Here is a 22,307-nt window from a genome sequence, read left to right on the forward strand (position 1 = left end):
CGCGCGGCTCAAGCCGGCAACGGGCGGGTTACTGAGGGGGTGCTGGCGGTCGGCGCGCTCGGCAGGCGAGTCAGGCGCAGGGCGTTGAGCACCACGGTCAACGAACTGAGGGACATGCCGACCGCGGCCCAGATCGGCGTGATCCAGCCGAGCGCGGCAAACGGCAGCATAAGGCCATTGTACAGCCCGGCCCACAGCAGATTCTCCATGATCACCCGACGGGTGCGCCGCGCCAAGGTAAACGCTTGCACCAGGGCGTCGAGGCGGTTGGACAGCAGCACCGCGTCGGCGCTGGTTTTTGCCAGGTCGGTGGCCGAGCCCATGGCCACGCTGATATCGGCGGCGGCCAGCACCGGCACATCGTTCACCCCATCGCCGAGCATCAGCACTTTGCGCCCTTCCTTGTGCAGTTGTTGCAGCACTTGCAGCTTGTCATCGGGGCGCAGACCGCCGTGGGCTTCGTCGATGCCCAGTTCAGCGGCGACGCTGGCGACCATCGGCGAACTGTCGCCCGACAGCAGCAGCGTGCGCCAACCGCGTGCCTTGCAGGCCGCCAGCAGGGCCGGGGCGTCGCTGCGCAGGCGGTCATCCAGGACGAACCAGGCGAGGGCGCCGTCGCGGTCGCCCAACAGCAGCCATTGCCCGGCTTCATCCGGCGCGGCGGGGATCGGGCAGCCGCTGAGTTCACACACATAGCCCGGTTGGCCGATGCGCAGTTGACGTTCGCCCACCCAGCCTTCCAGGCCGAGGCCGGGGGAACTGAGCACTTCGTCGGCGGCCAGGGGCGCGCGCCCGAAGGCACGGGCGATCGGGTGTTCTGAGCGATTTTCCAGGGCGGCGGCGAGGCCCAGGCACTGGTCGCTGTTCAACGCTCCCAGGGGGCGGATCGCACGCAGCGCCAGGCGCCCTTCGGTGAGGGTGCCGGTCTTGTCGAAAATCACCGTGTCGATCTGGTTCAGGCCTTCCAGCACATGGCCGCGGGTCAGCAGCAGGCCGAGTTTGTGCAGGGTGCCGGTGGCGGCGGTCAGGGCGGTCGGCGTGGCCAGCGACAGCGCGCACGGGCAGGTCGCCACCAGCATTGCCAGGACGATCCAGAACGCCCGCGACGCGTCCAACTGCCACCACAACAGGCCGATCAGCACGGCGGCGACCAGCGAGCCGAGCAGGAACCACTGTGCGGCGCGATCGGCGATTTGCGCCAGGTGCGGTTTCTCGGCCTGGGCCCGCTCCAGCAGGCGCACGATGGCGGACAGGCGCGTGTCGTGGCCCAGGGCGCGCACTTCGACGGTCAGCGCGCCCTCGACGTTGAGGGTGCCGGCCGTTACCGCATCGCCGACTTGACGCGGTTGCGGCAGGTATTCGCCGGTGAGCAGGGATTCGTCGATGCTCGACTGGCCGTCGAGAATCACCCCGTCCGCCGGCAGCACGGCACCGGGATGAACCAGCACGCGGTCGCCCAGGGCCAGCTCGGGGAGCAGGATGCGTTCGCTCTGGCCTTCAGCGTTCAAACGCAGGCATGAGGCAGGCAGCAGGTTGACCAACTGCGCGGTAGCGGCCGCCGTGCGTTCGCGGGCCCGCCGCTCCAGGTAGCGGCCGGCCAGCAGGAACAGCGCGAACATGCCCACCGCATCGAAATACAGTTCACCGACGCCGGTGATCGCGGTCCAGATGCCGGCCAGGTAAGCCCCGCCAATGGCCAGGGATACCGACACGTCCATGGTCAGGTGGCGGGTGCGCAGGTCGCGCATGGCGCCCTTGAAAAACGGCGCACAGCTGTAGAACACGATGGGCGTGGTCAGAAACATCGCGACCCAGCGCAGGATGACGTGCAGTTCGGCGCTCAGGTCGATATTGAATTCCGGCCAGGTGGCCATGGTCGCCATCATCGCCTGGAACCACAGCAACCCGGCAACGCCGAGTTGGCGCAAGGCCAGACGGTTTTCGCCGGCCAATTGCTCGGCGGCGCGATCTGCCTGATAGGGGTGGGCGGCGTAACCGATATGGCGCAGCTCACTGAGCAGTTGGCTCAGCGGCAGTTGCCCGTCGGCCCAGCGTACCTGCAGGCGATGGTTGGACAGGTTCAGGCGCGCCTCAGCCACGGCGGGCAGGCTGCGCAGGTGTTTTTCGATCAGCCAGCCACAGGCCGCGCAACTGATGCCTTCCATCAACAGCGTGGCTTCGGCCAGTTCGCCATCGTGGCGCACGAAGGGTTTTTGCACATCGGCGCGGTCGTACAGCGCCAGTTCGTCGACCAATTGCACCGGCAGTGCCTCGGGGTTGGCCGAGGCTTCGCTGCGGTGCTGGTAATAGCTTTCCAACCCGCCCGCCACGATCGCTTCGGCCACGGCCTGGCAGCCCGGGCAGCAGAGTTCGCGGCGCTCGCCGAGGATCACGGCGGTGAAGCGGCTACCGGGTGGAACGGGCAGGGCGCAGTGGTAGCAGGGGGTTGGGGTGGTCATGGCGTTAGATCTTTGGTGGCGGGTAGGGCCTCATCGCGGGCAAGCCCGCTCCCACAGTGGATCGCGGTGTCCATGTGGGAGCGGGCTTGCCCGCGATGCGTGAAGCGCAGCCTGTTTACTTCTTCAGATCTTCAGCACCCTGCAGCGGTTCATCCCCGAGCAGCAAGTCCTTGTCGTGGTTGACCTGTTCTTCTTCGAACAAGCGCCAGGTCCTGTCGCCTTCCACGCCGAGCAGTTCGACGAAGCGCCGACCTTCGACCTTGTCGGTGACCTGGCCGATGTAGCGACCGGGTTCGCTGTCGCTGCGGGCCAGGTTGATCTTGCGGTCCTTCTCGGGCTGAGTCGGCGAAATCAGGTTCAGTTCCAGGGTGCTCGGGTTGCTGTAGCCGGTGAGGTGCAGTTCGACTTCACCGGTCAGCTCATCCAGATGCACCTTGGCGCGCAGTTGCAGGGTCTGGGCCAGGCGTTCGCGGTCCAGGGAGCGGTTGATGCCTTTGCCGGCCTCGTAGTAGTTGTCGTTGACCAGATTGTCCGGGTTGTTCACTGCAATGGTCACCATGGACAAGGTCAAGGTCACCGAGCAGGCCAGGATACCAATGATGATCCAGGGCCAGAGGTGCTTGTACCAGGGGCTTGCGGCAGTGGCTACGGGCATTGTTCAGCTCTCTCGTTAACGAACTTGTGGGCCGATGAATCGGCTCTTGGCTTCAATGTGGACGCTGGCGTCATCGGCATCCTTGAGGATGAATTTCACCTCGTTGGTGCTCGACGGCAATTGCTCCGGCGCACTCGACAGTTCGACCGGCATGCTGACGATGTCGCCGGCAGCCACCTTGATTTCGCGGCGGCCTTGCAGCTTGAGGTCCGGCAGCCCGGCAGCATCAAGCACATACGTGTGGTCGCGCTGGTCTTTGTTCATGATTTTCAGGCTGTAGACGTTCTCGATCCGTCCTTCAGCGTTTTCGCGGTACAGCACACGGTCTTTGCTGACGTCGAAACCCACCAGCGGACGCATGAAAAATGCCGTGGCCAACAGGCTCATCATCGCCAGCAATACCAGCGCATAGCCGATCAGGCGCGGACGCAGCTTGTGGGTTTTCTGCCCCGACAGGTTGTGCTCGGTGGTGTAGCTGATCAGGCCGCGCGGGTAATCCATCTTGTCCATGATGTTGTCGCAGGCGTCGATACACGCGGCGCAGCCGATGCATTCGATCTGCAGGCCATCGCGGATGTCGATGCCGGTCGGGCACACTTGCACGCACATTGTGCAATCGATGCAATCGCCGAGGCCCTGGGCCTTGTAGTCGGCGCCTTTTTTACGCGGGCCACGCACTTCGCCACGACGTGGGTCGTAGGAGACGATCAGGGTGTCTTTGTCGAACATCACGCTTTGGAAGCGCGCATAGGGGCACATGTAGATGCACACCTGCTCGCGCAGCCAGCCGGCGTTGCCGTAGGTGGCGAGGGTGAAGAAACCGACCCAGAAATACGACCAGCCATCGGCCTGGCCGGTGAAGAAGTCGAACACCAGTTCGCGGATCGGCGAGAAATAACCGACGAAGGTCATGCCGGTGACAAAACCGATCAGCAGCCACAGCGTGTGTTTGCTGAACTTGCGCAGGAACTTGTTGGCGCCCATCGGCGCCTTGTCCAGCTTGATGCGCTGGTTACGGTCGCCTTCGGTGACTTTTTCGCACCACATGAAGATCCACGTCCACACGCTTTGCGGGCAGGTATACCCGCACCAGATGCGCCCGGCGTACACCGTGATGAAGAACAGGCCAAAGGCCGCGACGATCAGGATGCCCGAGAGGAGGATGAAGTCCTGGGGCCAGAAGGTCGCACCGAAAATGAAGAACTTACGTTCCGGCAGGTCCCACCACACGGCCTGGTGACCACCCCAGTTCAGCCACACCGTGCCGAAGTAGAGCAGGAACAGACCGGCGCCGCCAAGCATGCGCAGGTTGCGGAACAGGCCCGTGAAGGCGCGGGTGTAGATTTTCTCTCGCGACGCGTAGAGGTCGACACCGTTGTTGGAGTTTTTGGCAGGTGGAGTAACGTCTTGTACCGGTATTTGGTTGCTCATCATTGCATCCCACGGCGGTGGAGATTTGCCTCGGCCAGTACGTGCCGGTCGGGGTCAAATGAAGGGTCTTGCAGTGGCGTAATGATACGCCCCCGATGACGCGCAAAGGGTGCGACCTTTGGTCGCGTTGGGGGAAATCAATTGATGGTGTAGGTGACGTGGATCAATTGACTTGTGAAGTATGGACGGTTTTTGCGCGTGGAGCGGTTATTCGTCCCATGGGTTAACCCATGAACCAGAGCAGTAGCGGCGATCAACGCATCGATTTCATTGGCCCATATAGCTGCCAGAAAAAAGCCCCGCCAGTTTGTACTGTACGGGGCTTTTGTGTTTCTGATGAAGCTTACTGCTCTTGAGCCTTCTTATCCCCATGGGACAAGCTGTAAACATATGCGGCCAGCAAATGCACCTTGTCGTTCCCTTGCAGTAATTCCTGTGCAGGCATCTGGCCCTGGCGGCCGTAACGGATGGTCTGCTGCAGTTGGGCGAAGCTTGAACCGTAGATGAACGCGCCCGGGTGAGTCAGGTCGGGTGCGCCCATGGCGGGTGTGCCTTTACCGGCCGGGCCGTGGCAGGCCACGCAGTTGGCGGCGAAGAGTTTCCCGCCGTTGGCCACATCGGCCTTGGCGCCTTCCGGCAGTTTGCGGCCGTCGAGGTTGGTCACCACGAAGCCCGCCACGTCGGCCACGCCCTGTTCGCCGATGACTTCGGCCCAGGCCGGCATCACCGCGTGGCGGCCTTTCATGATGGTTTCCTTGATGGTCGCGGGCTCGCCGCCCCAGCGCCAGTCGGCGTCGGTCAGGTTAGGGAAGCCGTAGGCACCCTTGGCGTCCGAACCGTGGCATACCGAGCAGTTGGACGCGAACAGACGGCCGCCCATCTTCAGGGCCTGCGGGTCTTTGGCAACCTCCTCAATCGGCATCGCGGCGAATTTGGCGAAGATCGGCCCGAACTTGGCGTCCGACCTGGCCATTTCCTTTTCCCACTCATGCACGCCGGTCCAGCCGGTCTGGCCGTTGGCGAAGGCGGTCTGCTTGTCGTTGTCGAGGTAGTTGTAGCCCGGCAGCAGGCCTTTCCAATTGCCCAGGCCGGGGTATAGCACCAGGTAGCCGAGGGCGAAGACGATGGTGCCGACGAACAGCATGAACCACCATTTCGGCAGTGGGTTGTCGTACTCCTCGATACCGTCGAACGAGTGGCCGACAGTCTCGTCCGTTTGCTCGGCGCGCTGGCCCTTGCGGGTCGACAGCAGCAGCCAGGTCAGGGCGAAAATGGTACCCAGACTGAGGACTGTGACGTACAGACTCCAGAACGTAGTCATTCTTTGTTACTCCTAGAAGCTTGCTCGACGTGCTTGATGGCTTCGGGGTCATCCGCAAAGGGCAGCATGGTTGCGTCGTCAAACTCCGACTTGCGCTTGGGGCTGAACACCCACAGCGCCAGGCCGATAAAGGCCACCATCACGACAACGGTGCCCAGGCCACGAATCATCCCGATATCCATGAAGAATCACCGTTTGCTTTTGATGATGGTGCCAAGGCCTTGCAGGTAGGCCACCAATGCGTCCATTTCGGTCTTGCCCTTCACGGCTGCGGCTGCACCGGCGATGTCTTCGTCGGTGTAGGGCACGCCCAGGGTGCGCAAGACTTCCATCTTCTTCGCGGTGTCCTTGCCGTCGAGCTTGTTTTCCACGAGGAACGGGTACGCCGGCATTTTCGACTCAGGCACAACGTTGCGCGGGTTGTACAAGTGCGCGCGTTGCCAGTCATCGGAGTAGCGTCCGCCGACACGGGCCAGGTCCGGCCCGGTACGCTTGGAACCCCACAGGAACGGGTGGTCCCACACGCTTTCACCGGCCACGGAGTAGTGGCCATAACGTTCGGTTTCGGCGCGGAACGGACGGATCATCTGCGAGTGGCAGCCGACACAGCCGTTGGCGATGTAGATGTCGCGGCCTTCCAGTTCAAGGGCGGTACGCGGTTTCATGCCTTCGACCGGCTTGTTGGTCACGTCCTGGAAGAACAGCGGAACGATCTGGGTCAGGCCGCCGATACTCACGGCGATGACCATGAAGAAGGCCAGCAGGCCGATATTCTTCTCGACTACTTCGTGCTTCATCAGTGGGCTCCCACAACGGCGATCTTGGCGGCGGCTTCGGCTTCAGCAGGGTCGGAGGCACGCACGGTGCGCCAGACGTTGTAGGCCATGAACAGCATGCCGGAGGCAAAGAACGCGCCGCCCAGGGCACGGACGATGTAGCCCGGGTGGCTGGCTTGCAGCGCTTCGACGAAGGAGTAGGTGAGGGTGCCGTCATCGTTGATCGCACGCCACATCAGGCCTTGGGTAATGCCGTTGACCCACATCGAGGCGATGTAGAGCACGGTGCCGATGGTGGCCAGCCAGAAGTGCGTGTTGATCAACCCGACGCTGTGCATCTGCGCACGGCCGAAGATTTTCGGGATCATGTGGTACAGCGCGCCGATGGAGATCATCGCTACCCAGCCGAGCGCACCGGCGTGTACGTGGCCGATGGTCCAGTCGGTGTAGTGCGACAGCGAGTTGACGGTCTTGATCGCCATCATCGGCCCTTCGAAGGTCGACATGCCGTAGAACGCCAGCGAAACCACCAGGAAGCGCAGGATCGGGTCGGTGCGCAGCTTATGCCAGGCGCCCGAGAGGGTCATCATGCCGTTGATCATGCCGCCCCAACTTGGCGCCAGCAGGATGATCGACATCGCCATGCCCAACGACTGTGCCCAATCCGGCAGCGCGGTGTAGTGCAGGTGGTGCGGACCGGCCCAGATGTACAGGGTGATCAGCGCCCAGAAGTGGACGATGGACAGACGGTAAGAGTAGATGGGACGTTCGGCCTGTTTCGGCACGAAGTAGTACATCATCCCCAGGAAACCGGTGGTGAGGAAGAACCCCACGGCGTTGTGGCCGTACCACCACTGGATCATCGCATCCGTCGCTCCGGCGTAGGCCGAATAGGACTTGAACAGGGTGACCGGCAACGACGCATGGTTGACGATGTGCAGCATCGCCGTCACCAGGATGAAGGCACCGTAGAACCAGTTACCCACATAGATGTGCTTGGTCTTGCGCTTGGCGATGGTGCCGAAGAACACCACCGCGTAGATCACCCAGACAATCGCGAGCAAAATGGCGATGGGCCATTCCAGCTCGGCGTATTCCTTGGTGGTGGTGTAGCCCAGCGGCAACGAGATGCCGGCCCCGACGATCACGGCTTGCCATCCCCAGAAGGTGAAGGCGGCGAGGCCGTCGGAAATCAGTCGCGTCTGGCAGGTTCGCTGCACGACATAGTAGGAGGTGGCAAATAATGCACATCCGCCGAAGGCGAAAATCACCAGGTTAGTGTGCAGCGGGCGTAGGCGGCCGAAGGTCGTCCATGGCAGGCCGAAATTCAATTCCGGCCAGACCAGTTGCGAGGCGATGAAGACCCCGAGCCCCATGCCAAGGATCCCCCAGACCACCGTCATGATGGCGAACTGGCGGACTACCTTATAGTTATAAGCAGTCGGACTGATTGCTGTGCTCATTCTAAGGTTCCACGGTTTAGGTTTTTTTATAGGTAAAAATCGGTCGCAAGTATGTAGAAACCGAGGTGCCATTGCAACGCAAGGGTGACCTGTGTCAATGCGTGCCACGCCAGATTCTGCGCCCTTTCCATGTTTGATGTAAGGACAAAATCCGAAATCAAAAACTGATCGATCGGACAGGAATTTTTGCGTGACGCGTCGGCGGGTGACTCGCTGTGTGTCGACACGCTGCTGAAGCGATGAACGGTCAGTGGCACGACAGCCGGTCGCTGCCAGCCTTTGCGCCTGTCATCCCTGCAGAAGTATGCAACCCAGCGCGTGCAAGTCGACCGTCGACCGGTCTGTACCGATCCGCTGTGCAGACAAGCGTAGACCCGAATGGCAGGAGGGGAAAGCAGTGCTTTGGAAGGGTGCGACACTTGGTCGCGTAGGAGGGTTGAGCTACCGCCCCCGGATCAGGGGCGGCAGTTCAGGGGTGGAGCGTTACTCTGCCTGGCGTTGCGGCGTTGCGCCGTCAGCGTTGTGGGAGAGGCTGTAAACATAAGCGGCCAGCAGGTGAACCTTGTCATTGCCTTGCAGCACTTCCTGCGCCGGCATCTGGCCTTGACGGCCGTGGCGAATGGTTTGCTGCAACTGCGCCAGGCTGGTGCCGTAGATAAAGCCGCTTGGCTCGGTCAGGTTCGGCGCGCCCATGGCTTCGGTGCCGTGGCCTTGCGGACCGTGGCAGGCCACGCAGGTGGTGTTGAACGTGGCTTGGCCGGCGACCAGGTCGGCACCGCTGTCGGCGGGCAATGGCAACTTGGCCAGGTCGTGACGCACATAGGCTGCGACGTTTTTCACACCGTCTTCGCCCAGCACTTCGCCCCAGGCCGGCATCGCCGCGTGGCGACCGCCCATGATGGTGGTCTTGATCGCCTCGGCGGAACCGCCCCAGCGCCAGTTATTGTCCGCCAGGTTCGGGAAGCCATACGCGCCCTTGGCATCCGAGCCGTGGCACACCGCGCAGTTGGAGGCGAACAGGCGCCCGCCCATTTTCAGCGCTTGTGGGTCTTTAGCGACTTCTTCCACTGGCATGGCCGAGAATTTGGCGAAGATCGGCCCGAACTTGGCGTCGGCCTTGGCCATTTCCTTGTCCCATTCCTTGGTCGAGGTCCAGCCGCCTTCATAGCCCGGCAGGACGCCTTTCCAGTTGCCCAGGCCCGGGTAGAGGATCAAGTAGCCGACGGCGAACAGCAGGGTGCCGGCGAACAGCATGAACCACCACTGAGGCAGCGGGTTGTCGTATTCCTCAATGCCGTCGAAGGCGTGGCCCATGGTCTGGTCGACACTGCCCTTGGTCTCGCCCTTGCGGGTGCCGAACAGCAGCCAGGTCAGGCCGATCAGGCTGCCGATGGTCAGTACGCAGATCCATGTACTCCAGAAGGTAGTCATGGCCGATTGCTCCTTGTTGCAGGCGCTTCTTGAGCGTCGGATGGGGTGGCGGTGGGTTCGTCGGCAAACGGCAGCAGGCGTGCCTGCTCGAATTCCGCATTGCGTCGGTTGTTGAATACCCACAGCGAGAGGCCGATAAAGGCGATGGCGACGACTAGCGTGCCGAGGCCGCGGATGGTGCCCGCATCGAATTCAAATCCCATGGCTCACCTCTTGCTCTTGATGGCGGTGCCGAGGACTTGCAGGTACGAAACCAGCGCGTCGATCTCGGTCTTGCCCTTGAGGCTGGCCACTGCGCCGTTGATGTCGTCGTCGGTGTAGGGCACGCCGAGGGTACGCATCACTTTGAGCTTGGCTTCGGTGTGGCTGCTGTCGAGCGGTGCCGTCACCAGCCATGGGTAGGCCGGCATTTTCGACTCAGGCACTACGTTGCGCGGGTTGTACAAGTGCGCGCGGTGCCAGTCGTCCGAGTAGCGTGCGCCGACGCGCGCCAGGTCTGGCCCGGTACGCTTGGAGCCCCACAGGAACGGGTGATCCCAGACGCTTTCGCCCGCAACCGAGTAGTGCCCGTAGCGCTCGGTCTCGGCACGGAACGGACGGATCATCTGCGAGTGGCACTGTACGCAACCTTCGCGGATGTAGATGTCGCGGCCTTCCAGTTGCAGCGCGGTGTAGGGCTTCATGCCTTCCACCGGTTTGTTGGTCACGTCCTGGAAGAACAGCGGGACGATCTGGGTCAGGCCGCCGATGCTCACGGCAAGCACCATCAGCAGCATCAGCAGGCCGACGTTCTTTTCAATCGTTTCGTGTTTCATCACTGACTCCTCAGGCCGTCTGCGCGGCAGGGGTGGCTTCGACAGGTTGTGCCGAGCGCACGGTGCGCCATGTGTTGTAAGCCATCAGCAACATGCCGCTGAGGAACACCGCACCGCCCACCAGTCGCACGACGAAGCCAGGGTGGCTGGCCACCAGGGTTTCGACGAAGGAGTAGGTCAAGGTGCCGTCTTCGTTGATCGCACGCCACATCAGGCCCTGGGCGATGCCGTTGACCCACATCGAGGCGATGTAGAGCACGGTGCCGATGGTGGCCAGCCAGAAGTGCGCGTTGATCAGGCCGACGCTGTACATCTGCTCGCGGCCGAAGACTTTCGGGATCATGTGATACAGCGCGCCGATGGAGATCATCGCCACCCAGCCGAGCGCGCCGGCGTGTACGTGGCCGATGGTCCAGTCGGTGTAGTGCGACAGCGAGTTGACGGTCTTGATGGCCATCATCGGCCCTTCGAACGTCGACATGCCGTAGAACGCCAGCGAGACGACCAGGAAGCGCAGGATCGGGTCGCTGCGCAGCTTATGCCAGGCGCCCGAGAGGGTCATCATGCCGTTGATCATGCCGCCCCAGCTTGGTGCCAGCAGCACCAGGGACATCACCATGCCCAACGACTGTGCCCAGTCCGGCAACGCGGTGTAGTGCAGGTGGTGCGGACCGGCCCAGATGTACAGGGTGATCAGCGCCCAGAAGTGGACGATGGACAGGCGATAGGAATACACCGGACGTTCGGCTTGCTTGGGTACGAAGTAGTACATCATCCCGAGGAAACCGGCAGTCAGGAAGAAACCTACTGCGTTATGCCCATACCACCACTGCACCATGGCATCCGTCGCACCGCCGTACAGCGAGTAGGACTTGGTCAGGCTGACCGGGATTTCCAGGTTGTTGACGATATGCAAGATTGCCACGGTGATGATGAACGCACCGAAGAACCAGTTACCGACATAGATGTGCTTGGTATTGCGCTTGGCCACAGTGCCGAAGAACACAATGGCATAAGCCACCCAGACGATAGTGATCAGGATGTCGATCGGCCATTCCAGCTCGGCGTATTCCTTGGAACTGGTGTAACCCAGTGGCAAGGTGATCGCTGCCAGGACAATGACCAGTTGCCAGCCCCAAAAGCAGAACTGCGCGACTTTCGGCGCGAACAGCTGGGTTTGGCAGGTGCGCTGCACCGAGTAGAAGGAGCTGGCAAACAGCGCACAACCCCCGAAGGCGAAGATCACCGCGTTGGTGTGCAGCGGGCGCAAGCGGCCGAAGCTGGTCCAAGGCAAGTCAAAGTTGAGTGCAGGCCACACCAATTGAGCCGCGAGAAAAACCCCGAGCCCCATGCCGACGATGCCCCACACCACCGTCATAATCGCGAATTGGCGGACCACCTTGTAGTTATAGGCGGTACTTAAAGTAGTGTTCATGGTTCCCCATCCACGGTTCAACCCAAGCAAATGCGACACTTGGGCTGGAGTTATAGGCAGACTAAAAAGCGAGGTAAGCATGGGCAAAGAGCACAAGGCCAGTATTGACGGGGATCAATGGGCACGGTGTGTGCAGGAGCATGGCTGGCTGTGGGATATCGCCTCGGGTGCGTCAGCGCATACGCCTGTGACGCTGATCCTGGCCCACGGCGCCGGCGCACCGATGGACTCATCTTTCATGAACGACATGGCTGCGCGCCTTGCCAGGCATGGCGTCAATGTGGTGCGCTTTGAGTTTCCCTACATGGCCCAGCGCCGGTTGGACGGGGGCAAACGCCCGCCCAACCCGGCGCCGAAACTGCTGGAAAGCTGGCGCGAGGTGTATGCCGAGGTGCGACGCCATGCCGCTGGGAAACTGGCCATTGGTGGCAAGTCCATGGGCGGGCGCATGGCCAGTTTGCTCGCCGATGAATTGGAGGCCGATGCCTTGGTGTGCCTGGGCTATCCGTTCTATGCGGTGGGCAAGCCGGAAAAGCCGCGAGTCGCGCATTTGGCCGGGTTGAACACGCCGACATTGATTGTGCAGGGCGAACGCGATGCCTTGGGTAATCGAGCCGCGGTGCAGGGATATGACTTGTCACCGAGCATTGAGGTGCTGTGGCTGGCGGCGGGGGATCATGATTTGAAACCGTTGAAGGCTTCAGGGTTCAGCCATGAGCAGCATTTGGAGGCGGCGGCGGTGCGAGTGGCTCAGTTTATCGGCGCCTGTTAGAGCGCTATCGGGGGCAAGCCCCCTCCCACATGAGGTGTACGCGGTTAAATGTGGGAGGAAACAAGCCCTCTCCCACATTCGACTGCATTCCAAGGTATGTACGCGGTTAAATGTGGGAGGGGGCTTGCCCCCGATAGCGGTTTAACGGTTAAAACGCTCTACCAGCGAATACTGAGTATTGGCGGTAACAGTAAGCTCTTCACTCAACTGCGCCGAGTTCAATGCCTGTTCCGAGGTCTGGTCCGCCAACAGCGCGATGGTGCTGATATTGCGGCTGATCTCTTCGGCCACCGAGCTTTGCTCTTCCGTGGCGGCGGCGATCTGGGTGGTCATGTCAGTGATGTTGGCCACCGCTTCGCTGATGCCCACCAGTGCCTGGTCCGCTTCCATCACCCGCGCCACGCCTTCTTCGGCCTGGCGATGCCCGGCGTCCATGGTTTGTACGGCAGCGGCGGCGGTCTGCTGCAGCTTGGCGATCAGGGTATGGATCTGCCCGGTCGATTCAGCGGTACGCTGCGCCAATTGGCGGACTTCATCGGCGACCACCGCAAAACCACGGCCCATCTCACCGGCACGTGCCGCTTCGATCGCGGCGTTCAAGGCCAGCAGGTTGGTCTGGTCGGCGATGCCTTTGATCACGTCGACCACGCCGCCGATTTCATCGCTGTCCTTGGCCAGTTGGGTGACCGTCACGCCGGTCTCGCCAACCGCGGCCGACAGCCGCTGAATCGCCTCGCGGGTTTCCCCGGCGATATCGCGGCCGCGCCCGGTCAGGCGATTGGCTTCCTGGGTGGCATCGGCCGTGCGCTGCACATGGCTGGCGACTTCCTGGGTGGTCGCCGCCATCTGGTTGACCGCGGTAGCCACTTGTTCGGTTTCCACACGCTGGCGTTCCAGGCCGCTGGAGCTGTTGTGCGCCAGGGTGTTGGACTGCGCGGCCTGCTCGTTGAGGTGTTCGGCGGTGTCCTGCAAGCGCGTGAGACAGGTCTTCAGACGTGCCTCTTGGCTGAGGATCGACATTTCCAGTCGCGCCTGGGCGCCACGGCTGTCGGTATACATCTGCGCGATCAGCGGGTCGGAGGTGGTCTGTTCGGCCAGGCGCAGCAAACGCTTGAGGCCGCGCTGTTGCCAGCTCAGGCCCAGCAGGCCCAGCGGCACCGACAACCCTGCCGCGAGGGCAAAGCCCCAGTGGGAATTGAGCGATGCGCCAATCATGAAGCTCAATTGGCTGACCAGAATAAACGGCAGCCAGTCCTGCAGCACCGGCAGCCACTTGTCCCGCCGAGGAATGGCGGACTTGCCCTGATTGATGCGGTGGTAGAGCGCTTCGGCCCGGCGGACCTGCTCGGCGGTGGGCTTGATACGCACCGATTCATAGCCGACCACCTGGTTGCCATCGAACACCGGCGTCACATAGGCGTTGACCCAGTAGTGATCGCCGCTCTTGCAGCGGTTCTTGACGATGCCCATCCATGGCAAGCCTTGCTTGAGCGTGGACCACATGTGTGCGAACACAGCCGCCGGAACGTCCGGGTGGCGTACCAGGTTATGCGGGGCACGCACCAATTCGTCGCGGGAGAAACCACTGATTTCGACGAAAGCGTCGTTGCAATAAGTGATGACACCCTTGGCATCTGTGGTGGAGATCAACCGTTGCTGAGCGGGGAAGGTACGTTCGCGCTGGGTAACGGGCTGGTTATTACGCATGGTTATTCAATCCGCAAGGCTTTCAAGGGGTATCGGCGGTGGCGATCATTTATTTAACTTATTTTCGTAATAATCAGCCGGCGAGCATTGGGTAGGAAAACAGTCCGAAATGCAGCAAATTCAGGCCGAAATGCGTGGCAATCGCCGCACCCAGGCCGCCAAAACGATAAGCAAGGCCATAACCGGCCCCGGCGATGCTGGCCAGCAGCACCCACTGCCAGCCCGCGCTCAGGTGCGCCAGGCCGAACAGCAGCGAGGCCAGCAGCAATGCGAGGTTTTCGCCGTAGGGCAAGTGTTTGAGGCGCTGGCTCAGGCCGCCCTGAATGTAGCCGCGAAACAGCGCTTCTTCCACCAGCGTCACCAGCAACAGGTTATTCAGCACCCACAGCCACGCCTGCTCCGGCCACTTCGGCGCCCAACTGATGATCCCCAGCAACGCCGCGCCGCCCAGGGCTGCGATGGCCGTCAGCGCCAGCGCCAGGGCGGTGACGCAGATCGACAGGCGCAATGAACGCCGCGCCACAATCCACGGGCAGGCCAGCAGCAGCCAGAAACCGATCAGTGGTTTGTCTTGGTTGAGGTACATCGAGAAGGGCACGGCATCGGCGCTGAAACGCTGGGGGGCGATACCGCGCCCGTTGTAGAACCCCGGTAGCCAGTGCATCGCCAGGCCCAAGGCCAAGACGATGAACAACCCGTGGCCGACGTAGCGCGCCCACGGGGTACGTTGTTGGCGTACCGCATACCCGGCGATCAACAACAGCGCCACGGAGATGGCCGCGAGCACACCCAGTTGGCCGTAGAGCAACGCCAGTGCATAGCCGATGGACAGGAGGACGAGATACACCCAGGGCAATGCGCTCATGTGACATCCTTGGAAAAAACTGCTCGGTAGTATAGCGAGTGGGTTCCGGCGCCAAAATGAAAATGCCGTCACGCGAAAAGGGCGCTGTCGGAGCGATTGCAAAATATGTCGGCGGTTGGTTATAGTCGCCGCGTCTTCACCTCCTCAAAAGATCAGCCCATGCCTGCATTCCTGTGCATAGCGGTAGTCGATTCAGCGTCCAGCGCTGTGGTCGTGCCGTGCGGGAACCTGCAGCCTGCGCAGATCAGCCACTACCCCCCACCTGTCAGTAGCACGCCGGTGTACGCAGTCGTATCACCGCCGGGTGTTGGCATTTCGGGCTGATCAGCTGATTGCTGTTGCCCTATGCCCGCCTGAAAAAAACCTACTGAGTTTCAGCCTTGCTTGGCTGAATCGGCTTTTTTGCCTGATTACAGGTGGTAACCATGTCTGTTATGTCAAAACAATCTGTGGTCGCGGCGGCCTCGACGAGCCTGTTCGTATTACTGTGGAGCAGCGGGGCGATTTTCTCCAAGTTGGGCCTGGCCCATGCGTCGCCCTTTGCCTTTTTGCTGATCCGTTTTGCCATCGCCCTGGCGGGGCTGGTGATGCTGGTACCGATCCTCAAACTGAAACTGCCACAACCCGGCAAGCCGCTGTGGTATGCGGCGGCGACGGGGCTGGTGTTGTTGGGGGCGTACCAGATTTTCTATCTGCTGGCCCTGGACCTCAACGTCACGCCGGGGATGATGGCGACCATCATGGGCGTGCAGCCGATCCTGACCGTGGTGCTGATGGAGCGCCAGCGTTCCTGGCGCCGGATGTTCGGCCTGGGCCTGGGGTTGGCCGGCTTGATCATGGTGGTGTACCAGGGCATCGGGTTGTCGCGGATGTCCCTGGCCGGGATGTTGTTCGGTTTGCTGGCCCTGGCAAGCATGACCTTCGGCTCGATCATGCAGAAGCGCATCACCGATAACCCGTTGGGCACGCTGCCCGTGCAATACCTGGCCGGGTTGGTGTTGTGCTCGGTGTTCGTGCCGTTCCAGCCGTTCCACTTCGAACACACCGCCAGTTTTTACCTGCCGGTGCTGTGGATGGGCCTGGTGGTGTCGCTGCTGGCGACGCTGTTGCTGTACCGCCTGATCGCCCGCGGCAACCTGGTCAATGTCACCAGCCTGTTCTACCTGGTGCCGGCGGTGACGGCGGTGATGGATTACCTGATCTTCGGCAATCGGCTCGCGTGGTTGAGCCTGCTGGGGATGGGGTTGATCGTTGTTGGGTTGGGGTTTGTGTTTCGTAAAGGTTGAATGATCACTGAGTCAGCGCTGACGGGCGCCCTCTAAAGCGGGCGTCCGTCGATGTGTGATTCAGTGCTGGGTAAGTGCAGTGTTCAGCTCGAGCGCCAAGCGTTGCACGTATTCACGCAGTTCAGGTACTGCGGTGGCTTCCCAGTCCCGGGCCTGGAGGAAAGGGCCGACGTAATACAACCAGTCTGAGGGCACTGCATTGCAATTGAGCAGTGCGCCCGACGGTGCGATGTCCATGCCTGTCCCAAGTGCATCAGGTACCAACAGGCCATCTGCGCGCAGGGACTTGAGCAACGGGTCGTCCAATTGGCGCAGGTCCAGTGCTGGCGTCGTGCAATTTATCACCGCTTTGACCTCCAACTGTTCCACGGTGCTGGCGCCACGTCGGCGTACAGCAACGCTCACATTGTGAGGGTTGGACGTGTAGCCGACGATGCGTCCGGCCGCCAGCTTCAGTGTGCCGCGGGCAAGCTCGGTGTGCATGCGCGCGCCTGGTTGTGGAGCGCAACGATGGCGATGGGCATCCCAGTAAGGGCGTACATGTCGCAGGAATCGCCGGCGTTCATCAAGCGGCAATGCATGCCACAGCTGCTGGGTAGCGGACCTCAGGCCACCAATGATGTCGCGCCAGTCTCCGCCGGTTTGCACGTGCTGGCGAACCGCGTCACGGACGGCACGTACATAGTGGCGCACCGTGCAATCGGTCAACATGTGCTGTGCCAGCCCTTCATCGTAGGCGGGGTGCGCGTTCAATTCGCGGTGAGGCTGCGGGAGCAGGCCCCGGCGCGAAACGGCCTGGATAGTGCCGGTGTGTCCCCGGTCACGCAAATCAAGTACGACGTCGAGCATTGTCAGCCCGCTGCCTATCAGGAAGACCGGGTCGTTTGCGCCAATACTGTCGAGTGCGCCCGGTTGCCATGGGTCATGCACGTAGCCCGGGTTCTCGTAGAACTGCCGATATTCGGGTGCAATCGAAGGCGCCTGGCGTGCGCAACTGCCAATGCTTAAAACAATACTGTCGGCCCGAAAGTGTTCCCCGTTATCCATCAAGAGAAGTGCGCCAGCGGCATTTGGCTGGGGGATTATCTTGACCACTTCCCCAATCACTTCGTGCAACTCGCAGCCCGGTGTTGCGTTGCGTGACGCGTGTTGAAGCAACGCTTCCAAATAGTCACCGTAGAGGCGCCGCTCTACAAAGGAGCCTGGGGTAGCGGTGGCGTTGTTGCGTTTTACATACTCGTAAAAGCTGTCGTCTTCGCCGGCCAGAGCATTCATTCTGCCTGCCGGGACATTGAGTACATGCGCGGGCGCTTGGGTGCTGTAAGCGATACCTCGGGCCATACTGCCCGGCCGGTTGATCAACAGAATTTTTAGAGGGGTGACCGGCGGGTGGCGTAACAACTGCACTGCCAGCGTCGAGCCGCAGAAGCCTGCGCCGATAATCGCGATGGTCTTGGTATTCATTCCAGCTCCAGTTTCAACACCGCTCATATTTCATTTGACAAAGTCGTCTTGTTGCGCTTTCTGAATGAGGGTCGGTAAATGTTTTGTAGAGTTTGCCGAAGGTTTGTCGTGAACTTGATAATGAAGTGGATCGAGTTGCTCATCCAGTGCGCAGCTTCGGCGATTCCGCGTTCGTTGATATAGATCAGTCGGCACTCGGGGTTGGAGTTTTCGACGCATCATAACTGAATATGAGTCATGCCTTTCGCGGCGTTTACCGACCTCTGGGGGGGGCGGGCGGAAGAGGTTTTTCGGGTGGTTGTTTGTAAGATTGCTCCTATTCATTCGGTCGAAGCGCTGCTAGCGCGGGAGCATCGGCGCGCCACGGTTTTGGAAGCGGGGCTTGATACGATCTGGAGGCTCAGGCAAGGAGCTGCGGGCTAGAGGTGCAATGCCTCATCGTAGGGCGCGTGACGGGCTCCCGGTGGTTGACCGCCGGTCACAAGTAAGATTGCCCTTACAAACTAATACTGTAATAATTTCCACCTTATTGTCGGCCTATATCCTACCTCCCAGCAGGATATGTAGTGCGCTCCCAAGGGATATTGTGTCTATTTTCGTATCGCGCAGCCTTTCCAATGCTCTACCTAACGACGTTTGCGTTGCAAAAGTCGCGATTTTGATGTGTTCGTACAATGGTGAGACGTTTCTTGCGGAACAGCTCGACTCTATTGAGCGGCAGATGCATCGTGACTGGACGTTAGTCATTTCGGACGATGGTTCCAAAGACAGCTCGTTGGCGATTTTTCAGCAATACTGTAGTCGTTGGGGCAGTCACCGGCTAAGCGTGGTATCGGGCCCTCAAAAAGGCTTCGTCGCCAATTTCCTCTCGCTGACTTGTCGGACCGATATCCAGGCTGATTATTTTGCGTGGTGCGATCAAGACGATATTTGGAATGATGAAAAGCTGCAGGTGGCGGTTGATTGGTTGCAGAGCCAGCCTTCGGATGTGCCTGCACTCTACTGTGGTCGCACGCAGTTGGTAGGCGACTCGGGGGGGGCGCTTGGTTTTTCACCGCTTTTCTCCCGGCCTCCGCATTTCTCTAACGCGTTGGTTCAGAGTATCGCGGGCGGCAATACGATGGTTTTTAACCAGGCTGCTCGCAAGCTGATTGTGGAGGCGGGTGCGGACGTAGTAGTGCCTTCTCACGATTGGTGGGCGTATCAGCTTGTCACGGGGGCGGGAGGCATCGTTCACTATGATCCCGAGCCTAGAATGCAGTACCGCCAGCATGATGAAAATCTGATTGGCAGCAACTCCAGCTGGGCAGCTCGCCTGGTTCGGCTACGGATGATCTTTCAAGGACGTTTTTACGAGTGGAACGAACTGAATATTCGCGCACTCGAAGCCATGCAGCATCGTCTTTGCGAAGAGCATCGAACGACTCTTGCGCGTTTTAAATGTGCGCGGAGTCAAACGTTATTTAGACGAGTGCTGGGGTTTCGGTCGGCCGGTTTATACCGGCAGACACTGATGGGGAACCTCGGGCTAATTTTTGCAACACTACTGAAAAAGATCTGACTCAATGACTATCTTAGTAACCGGCGGTGCTGGCTTTATCGGTGCAAACTTTGTATTGGACTGGGTAGCCCAGGCGGATGAGCCGGTCATTAATCTGGACAAGCTGACGTATGCCGGCAACCTGGAGAACCTCAGCTCGCTGGAGGGTGACAAGCGCCATGTATTCGTACAGGGCGATATCGCCGATAGCCAGCTGGTGCAGCGCTTGCTCGCTGAGCACAAGCCGCGCGCTATCCTGAACTTTGCTGCCGAGTCGCACGTTGACCGCTCCATTCACGGCCCGGAAGACTTCATCGAGACTAACGTCGTCGGTACCTTCCGTTTGCTGGAGGCGGTACGTGCCTACTGGAAAGGCCTGGATGCCGATGCACAGCAGTCCTTCCGCTTCCTGCATGTTTCGACCGACGAAGTCTATGGCTCCCTGGCCAAAGATGATGCAGCGTTCACCGAAACTCACCAGTACGAGCCTAACAGCCCTTACTCGGCGAGCAAGGCTGCAAGCGACCACTTGGTTCGTGCCTATCACCATACCTATGGCTTGCCGGTACTGACGACCAATTGCTCGAACAACTATGGGCCGTTCCATTTCCCGGAAAAACTGATTCCGTTGATGATCGTCAACGCACTGGCAGGCAAAGCGCTACCAGTGTACGGCGACGGTCAGCAAATTCGTGACTGGCTGTACGTAAAAGATCACTGCAGCGCCATCCGCCGAGTACTGGAAGCGGGCACTGTGGGCGAGGTCTATAACGTGGGCGGCTGGAACGAAAAGCCAAACCTGGACATCGTTCACACCGTTTGCGCCTTGCTCGATGAGTTGCGCCCTCAAGCGAATGGCAAGCCTTACAGCGATCAGATTGCTTACGTGACGGACCGCCCTGGCCATGACCGCCGTTATGCCATCGACGCGCGCAAACTGGAGCGTGAGTTGGGTTGGAAGCCGGCTGAGACCTTCGAGACCGGTATTCGCAAAACCGTGGAGTGGTACCTGGACAACCAAGATTGGGTGAGCAATATCCAATCGGGTTCGTACCGCGAATGGGTAGAAAAAAACTACGCCGAGCGTTCGGCATGAGGATCCTTCTACTTGGCAAAAATGGCCAGGTGGGATGGGAGCTTCAACGCAGCTTGGCCCCTTTGGGCCAAGTGCTTGCGCTCGACTCGAAAAGCCAGGACTACTGCGGCGACCTGAACGACCTGCAGGGGCTGGCCGCGACCGTGCAGCGGTTTGCGCCTGACGTCATCGTCAACGCTGCCGCCTACACCGCCGTCGACAAAGCCGAAAGCGAGCCTGCCCAGGCCCTGCGTGTCAACGCAGAAGCCCCGGCGGTACTGGCCGCCGAGGCGCTGAAGCTGAATGCCCTGCTGGTGCACTATTCCACCGACTACGTGTTCGCCGGCACCGGCGACACCCCTTGGCTGGAAAGCGACCCGGTAGGGCCGCTGAGCGTCTACGGTACGACCAAGCTGCAAGGCGAGCAGGCCATTCAGGCCAGTGGTTGTGCACATCTGGTCTTCCGTACCAGCTGGGTCTACGCAGCGCGCGGTAACAACTTCGCCAAGACCATGCTGCGCCTAGCCATCGAGCGAGACAGCCTGAACGTGATTGACGACCAGTTCGGCGCGCCCACCGGGGCGGACCTGCTGGCCGACGTCACCGCTCACGCGATCCGCACCATGGGCTCAAACCCGCAGTTGAGCGGGGTGTATCACCTCGCCGCAGCGGGCGAGACCACCTGGCACCGCTATGCCCGCTTCGTGCTCGAACAGGCGCAAGCGGCGGGGGTGCAGCTCAAGGTCGAACCGGCCAACGTGGGCGCGATCACCACCGCGGCTTACCCGACGCCGGCCAAACGCCCTGGCAATTCCCGACTCGACACTCAAAAACTGCAGAATGCCTTCTCATTGCGCCTGCCTGAATGGCAGGACGGTGTGGCACGGATGCTTATAGAAATTCTAGAGAAATGAACATGCTTAAACGTAAAGGAATCATTTTGGCCGGTGGTTCAGGCACACGCCTGCACCCTGCAACCTTGGCAATCTCCAAGCAATTGCTGCCGGTTTACGACAAGCCGATGATCTACTACCCGCTGACCACGCTGATGCTGGCGGGTATTCGCGACATATTGATCATCTCGACGCCGCAGGACACGCCTCGCTTTGAGCAATTGTTAGGCGATGGTAGCAAGTGGGGGTTGAGTATTTCTTATGCAGTGCAGGCCTCCCCGGATGGTCTGGCCCAAGCTTTTATCATTGGTGAGGATTTTATCGGCAACGATCTGTCAGCACTGGTGCTGGGCGACAATATCTATCATGGTCATCATTTCAATGAGCTGCTCAACAGCGCCATGCATCGCCAAGATGGCGCCAGTGTTTTTGCTTATCACGTGAATGATCCGGAGCGTTACGGTGTCGTCGAGTTTGACGACCAGGGTAAGGCAATCAGCCTGGAAGAGAAACCGCTTCAGCCCAAGTCCAACTATGCGGTAACGGGGCTCTATTTCTATGACCAAGATGTGGTCGAGATTGCCAAGGGCATCAAGCCTTCACCTCGTGGCGAGCTGGAAATTACTGACCTAAACCGTATTTATATGGAGCGAGGCAAGCTCTCTGTGGAAATCATGGGTCGCGGTTACGCCTGGTTGGATACCGGCACCCATGAATCGTTACTTGAGGCCAGTCACTTCATTGCCACACTTGAGCACCGCCAAGGGCTTAAAGTGGCCTGCCCTGAAGAGATTGCGTTCCGGCAGAAGTGGATTGATGCTGAGGAGCTGGAAAAACTCGCGGCGCCACTCTCCAAGAATGGTTACGGTCAATATCTGAAGCGCCTCCTGCACGAAAAGATTTTTTTATAGGGCGTTCG

The 22,307-nt window shown here is 60.4% G+C and carries 20 protein-coding genes; 6 read left to right on the forward strand and 14 right to left on the reverse strand.

The features are described 5' to 3' along the window. Positions 1-8: 8 nt before the first annotated feature. The 11 genes from ACP7E3_RS17100 to ccoN (ACP7E3_RS17150) form a co-directional block, all read right to left on the reverse strand. Complete coding sequence (locus ACP7E3_RS17100; RefSeq protein WP_017845254.1) at positions 9-2,459, reverse strand: heavy metal translocating P-type ATPase; 2,451 nt, start codon at positions 2,457-2,459, stop codon at positions 9-11. 115 nt (positions 2,460-2,574) lie between these two features. Next, positions 2,575-3,114 (reverse strand): FixH family protein, encoded by a 540-nt coding sequence (locus ACP7E3_RS17105; protein ID WP_017845255.1) that lies wholly within the window; start codon positions 3,112-3,114, stop codon positions 2,575-2,577. A gap of 15 nt (positions 3,115-3,129) precedes the next feature. Further along, complete coding sequence (gene ccoG / locus ACP7E3_RS17110) at positions 3,130-4,545, reverse strand: cytochrome c oxidase accessory protein CcoG (RefSeq protein ID WP_057003825.1); 1,416 nt, start codon at positions 4,543-4,545, stop codon at positions 3,130-3,132. Positions 4,546-4,888: 343 nt separating this feature from the next. Next, entirely contained in the window at positions 4,889-5,866 is a 978-nt protein-coding gene (gene ccoP, locus ACP7E3_RS17115; RefSeq protein ID WP_017845257.1) for a cytochrome-c oxidase, cbb3-type subunit III, read from the reverse strand. Beyond that, a complete protein-coding gene (locus ACP7E3_RS17120) occupies positions 5,863-6,048 on the reverse strand; it encodes a CcoQ/FixQ family Cbb3-type cytochrome c oxidase assembly chaperone (RefSeq protein ID WP_016775513.1) in 186 nt (61 codons plus the stop codon). Before ACP7E3_RS17120 ends, ccoP (ACP7E3_RS17115) begins: the two co-directional genes overlap by 4 nt. Before the next feature lie 6 nt (positions 6,049-6,054). Further along, positions 6,055-6,663 carry a cytochrome-c oxidase, cbb3-type subunit II gene (ccoO, locus tag ACP7E3_RS17125; RefSeq protein ID WP_017845258.1) on the reverse strand — a complete coding sequence of 203 codons (609 nt, stop codon included), beginning with the start codon at positions 6,661-6,663 and terminating at the stop codon, positions 6,055-6,057. Beyond that, complete coding sequence (gene ccoN, locus ACP7E3_RS17130) at positions 6,663-8,105, reverse strand: cytochrome-c oxidase, cbb3-type subunit I (RefSeq protein WP_017845259.1); 1,443 nt, start codon at positions 8,103-8,105, stop codon at positions 6,663-6,665. Before ccoN (ACP7E3_RS17130) ends, ccoO (ACP7E3_RS17125) begins: the two co-directional genes overlap by 1 nt. A gap of 483 nt (positions 8,106-8,588) precedes the next feature. Continuing rightward, complete coding sequence (gene ccoP, locus ACP7E3_RS17135; protein ID WP_057003828.1) at positions 8,589-9,536, reverse strand: cytochrome-c oxidase, cbb3-type subunit III; 948 nt, start codon at positions 9,534-9,536, stop codon at positions 8,589-8,591. Next, positions 9,533-9,739 (reverse strand): cbb3-type cytochrome oxidase subunit 3, encoded by a 207-nt coding sequence (locus ACP7E3_RS17140; protein WP_017845261.1) that lies wholly within the window; start codon positions 9,737-9,739, stop codon positions 9,533-9,535. Before ACP7E3_RS17140 ends, ccoP (ACP7E3_RS17135) begins: the two co-directional genes overlap by 4 nt. A 3-nt stretch (positions 9,740-9,742) precedes the next feature. After that, complete coding sequence (gene ccoO / locus ACP7E3_RS17145) at positions 9,743-10,351, reverse strand: cytochrome-c oxidase, cbb3-type subunit II (protein ID WP_017845262.1); 609 nt, start codon at positions 10,349-10,351, stop codon at positions 9,743-9,745. A 10-nt stretch (positions 10,352-10,361) separates the two neighbouring features. After that, positions 10,362-11,786 carry a cytochrome-c oxidase, cbb3-type subunit I gene (gene ccoN / locus ACP7E3_RS17150; RefSeq protein ID WP_017845263.1) on the reverse strand — a complete coding sequence of 475 codons (1,425 nt, stop codon included), beginning with the start codon at positions 11,784-11,786 and terminating at the stop codon, positions 10,362-10,364. Between the two features lie 79 nt (positions 11,787-11,865). Here ccoN (ACP7E3_RS17150) and ACP7E3_RS17155 point away from each other — a divergent pair, with 79 nt between their 5' ends. Beyond that, positions 11,866-12,558 (forward strand): alpha/beta family hydrolase, encoded by a 693-nt coding sequence (locus ACP7E3_RS17155; protein ID WP_017845264.1) that lies wholly within the window; start codon positions 11,866-11,868, stop codon positions 12,556-12,558. Between the two features lie 141 nt (positions 12,559-12,699). On the opposite strand, the gene ACP7E3_RS17160 is transcribed toward ACP7E3_RS17155, so the two are convergent. Beyond that, positions 12,700-14,265 carry a methyl-accepting chemotaxis protein gene (locus ACP7E3_RS17160; protein WP_057003829.1) on the reverse strand — a complete coding sequence of 522 codons (1,566 nt, stop codon included), beginning with the start codon at positions 14,263-14,265 and terminating at the stop codon, positions 12,700-12,702. Between the two features lie 73 nt (positions 14,266-14,338). Next, a complete protein-coding gene (locus ACP7E3_RS17165; RefSeq protein ID WP_046382459.1) occupies positions 14,339-15,130 on the reverse strand; it encodes a CPBP family intramembrane glutamic endopeptidase in 792 nt (263 codons plus the stop codon). A 425-nt stretch (positions 15,131-15,555) separates the two neighbouring features. On the opposite strand from ACP7E3_RS17165, the gene ACP7E3_RS17170 reads away from it, so the two are divergent. Next, positions 15,556-16,416: a DMT family transporter gene (locus tag ACP7E3_RS17170; RefSeq protein WP_426123798.1), complete on the forward strand. Its 861-nt coding sequence runs from the start codon at positions 15,556-15,558 to the stop codon at positions 16,414-16,416. 60 nt (positions 16,417-16,476) lie between these two features. Here ACP7E3_RS17170 and ACP7E3_RS17175 read toward each other — a convergent pair whose 3' ends face one another. After that, positions 16,477-17,880 (reverse strand): FAD/NAD(P)-binding protein, encoded by a 1,404-nt coding sequence (locus tag ACP7E3_RS17175; protein WP_426123800.1) that lies wholly within the window; start codon positions 17,878-17,880, stop codon positions 16,477-16,479. 586 nt (positions 17,881-18,466) lie between these two features. Between ACP7E3_RS17175 and ACP7E3_RS17180 the strand changes: the two genes are divergently transcribed. The 4 genes from ACP7E3_RS17180 to rfbA are packed head-to-tail and all read left to right on the forward strand — an operon-like array spanning position 18,467 to position 22,299. Further along, the gene (locus ACP7E3_RS17180) at positions 18,467-19,441 is read left to right on the forward strand and encodes a glycosyltransferase family 2 protein (RefSeq protein WP_426123802.1); all 975 of its coding nucleotides are present in this window, start codon (positions 18,467-18,469) and stop codon (positions 19,439-19,441) included. Between the two features lie 4 nt (positions 19,442-19,445). Next, positions 19,446-20,516, forward strand: coding sequence for a dTDP-glucose 4,6-dehydratase (gene rfbB / locus ACP7E3_RS17185; RefSeq protein ID WP_104902661.1), 1,071 nt, complete (start codon positions 19,446-19,448; stop codon positions 20,514-20,516). After that, positions 20,513-21,409, forward strand: coding sequence for a dTDP-4-dehydrorhamnose reductase (gene rfbD, locus ACP7E3_RS17190; protein ID WP_198717719.1), 897 nt, complete (start codon positions 20,513-20,515; stop codon positions 21,407-21,409). The genes rfbB and rfbD overlap by 4 nt, the downstream gene beginning before the upstream one ends. Positions 21,410-21,411: 2 nt before the next feature. After that, positions 21,412-22,299, forward strand: coding sequence for a glucose-1-phosphate thymidylyltransferase RfbA (gene rfbA / locus ACP7E3_RS17195; RefSeq protein WP_426123805.1), 888 nt, complete (start codon positions 21,412-21,414; stop codon positions 22,297-22,299). Positions 22,300-22,307 lie beyond the last annotated feature (8 nt).

This window comes from Pseudomonas sp. PSPC2-3 (assembly GCF_049898265.1).
GTDB classification, from domain to species: domain Bacteria; phylum Pseudomonadota; class Gammaproteobacteria; order Pseudomonadales; family Pseudomonadaceae; genus Aquipseudomonas; species Aquipseudomonas veronii.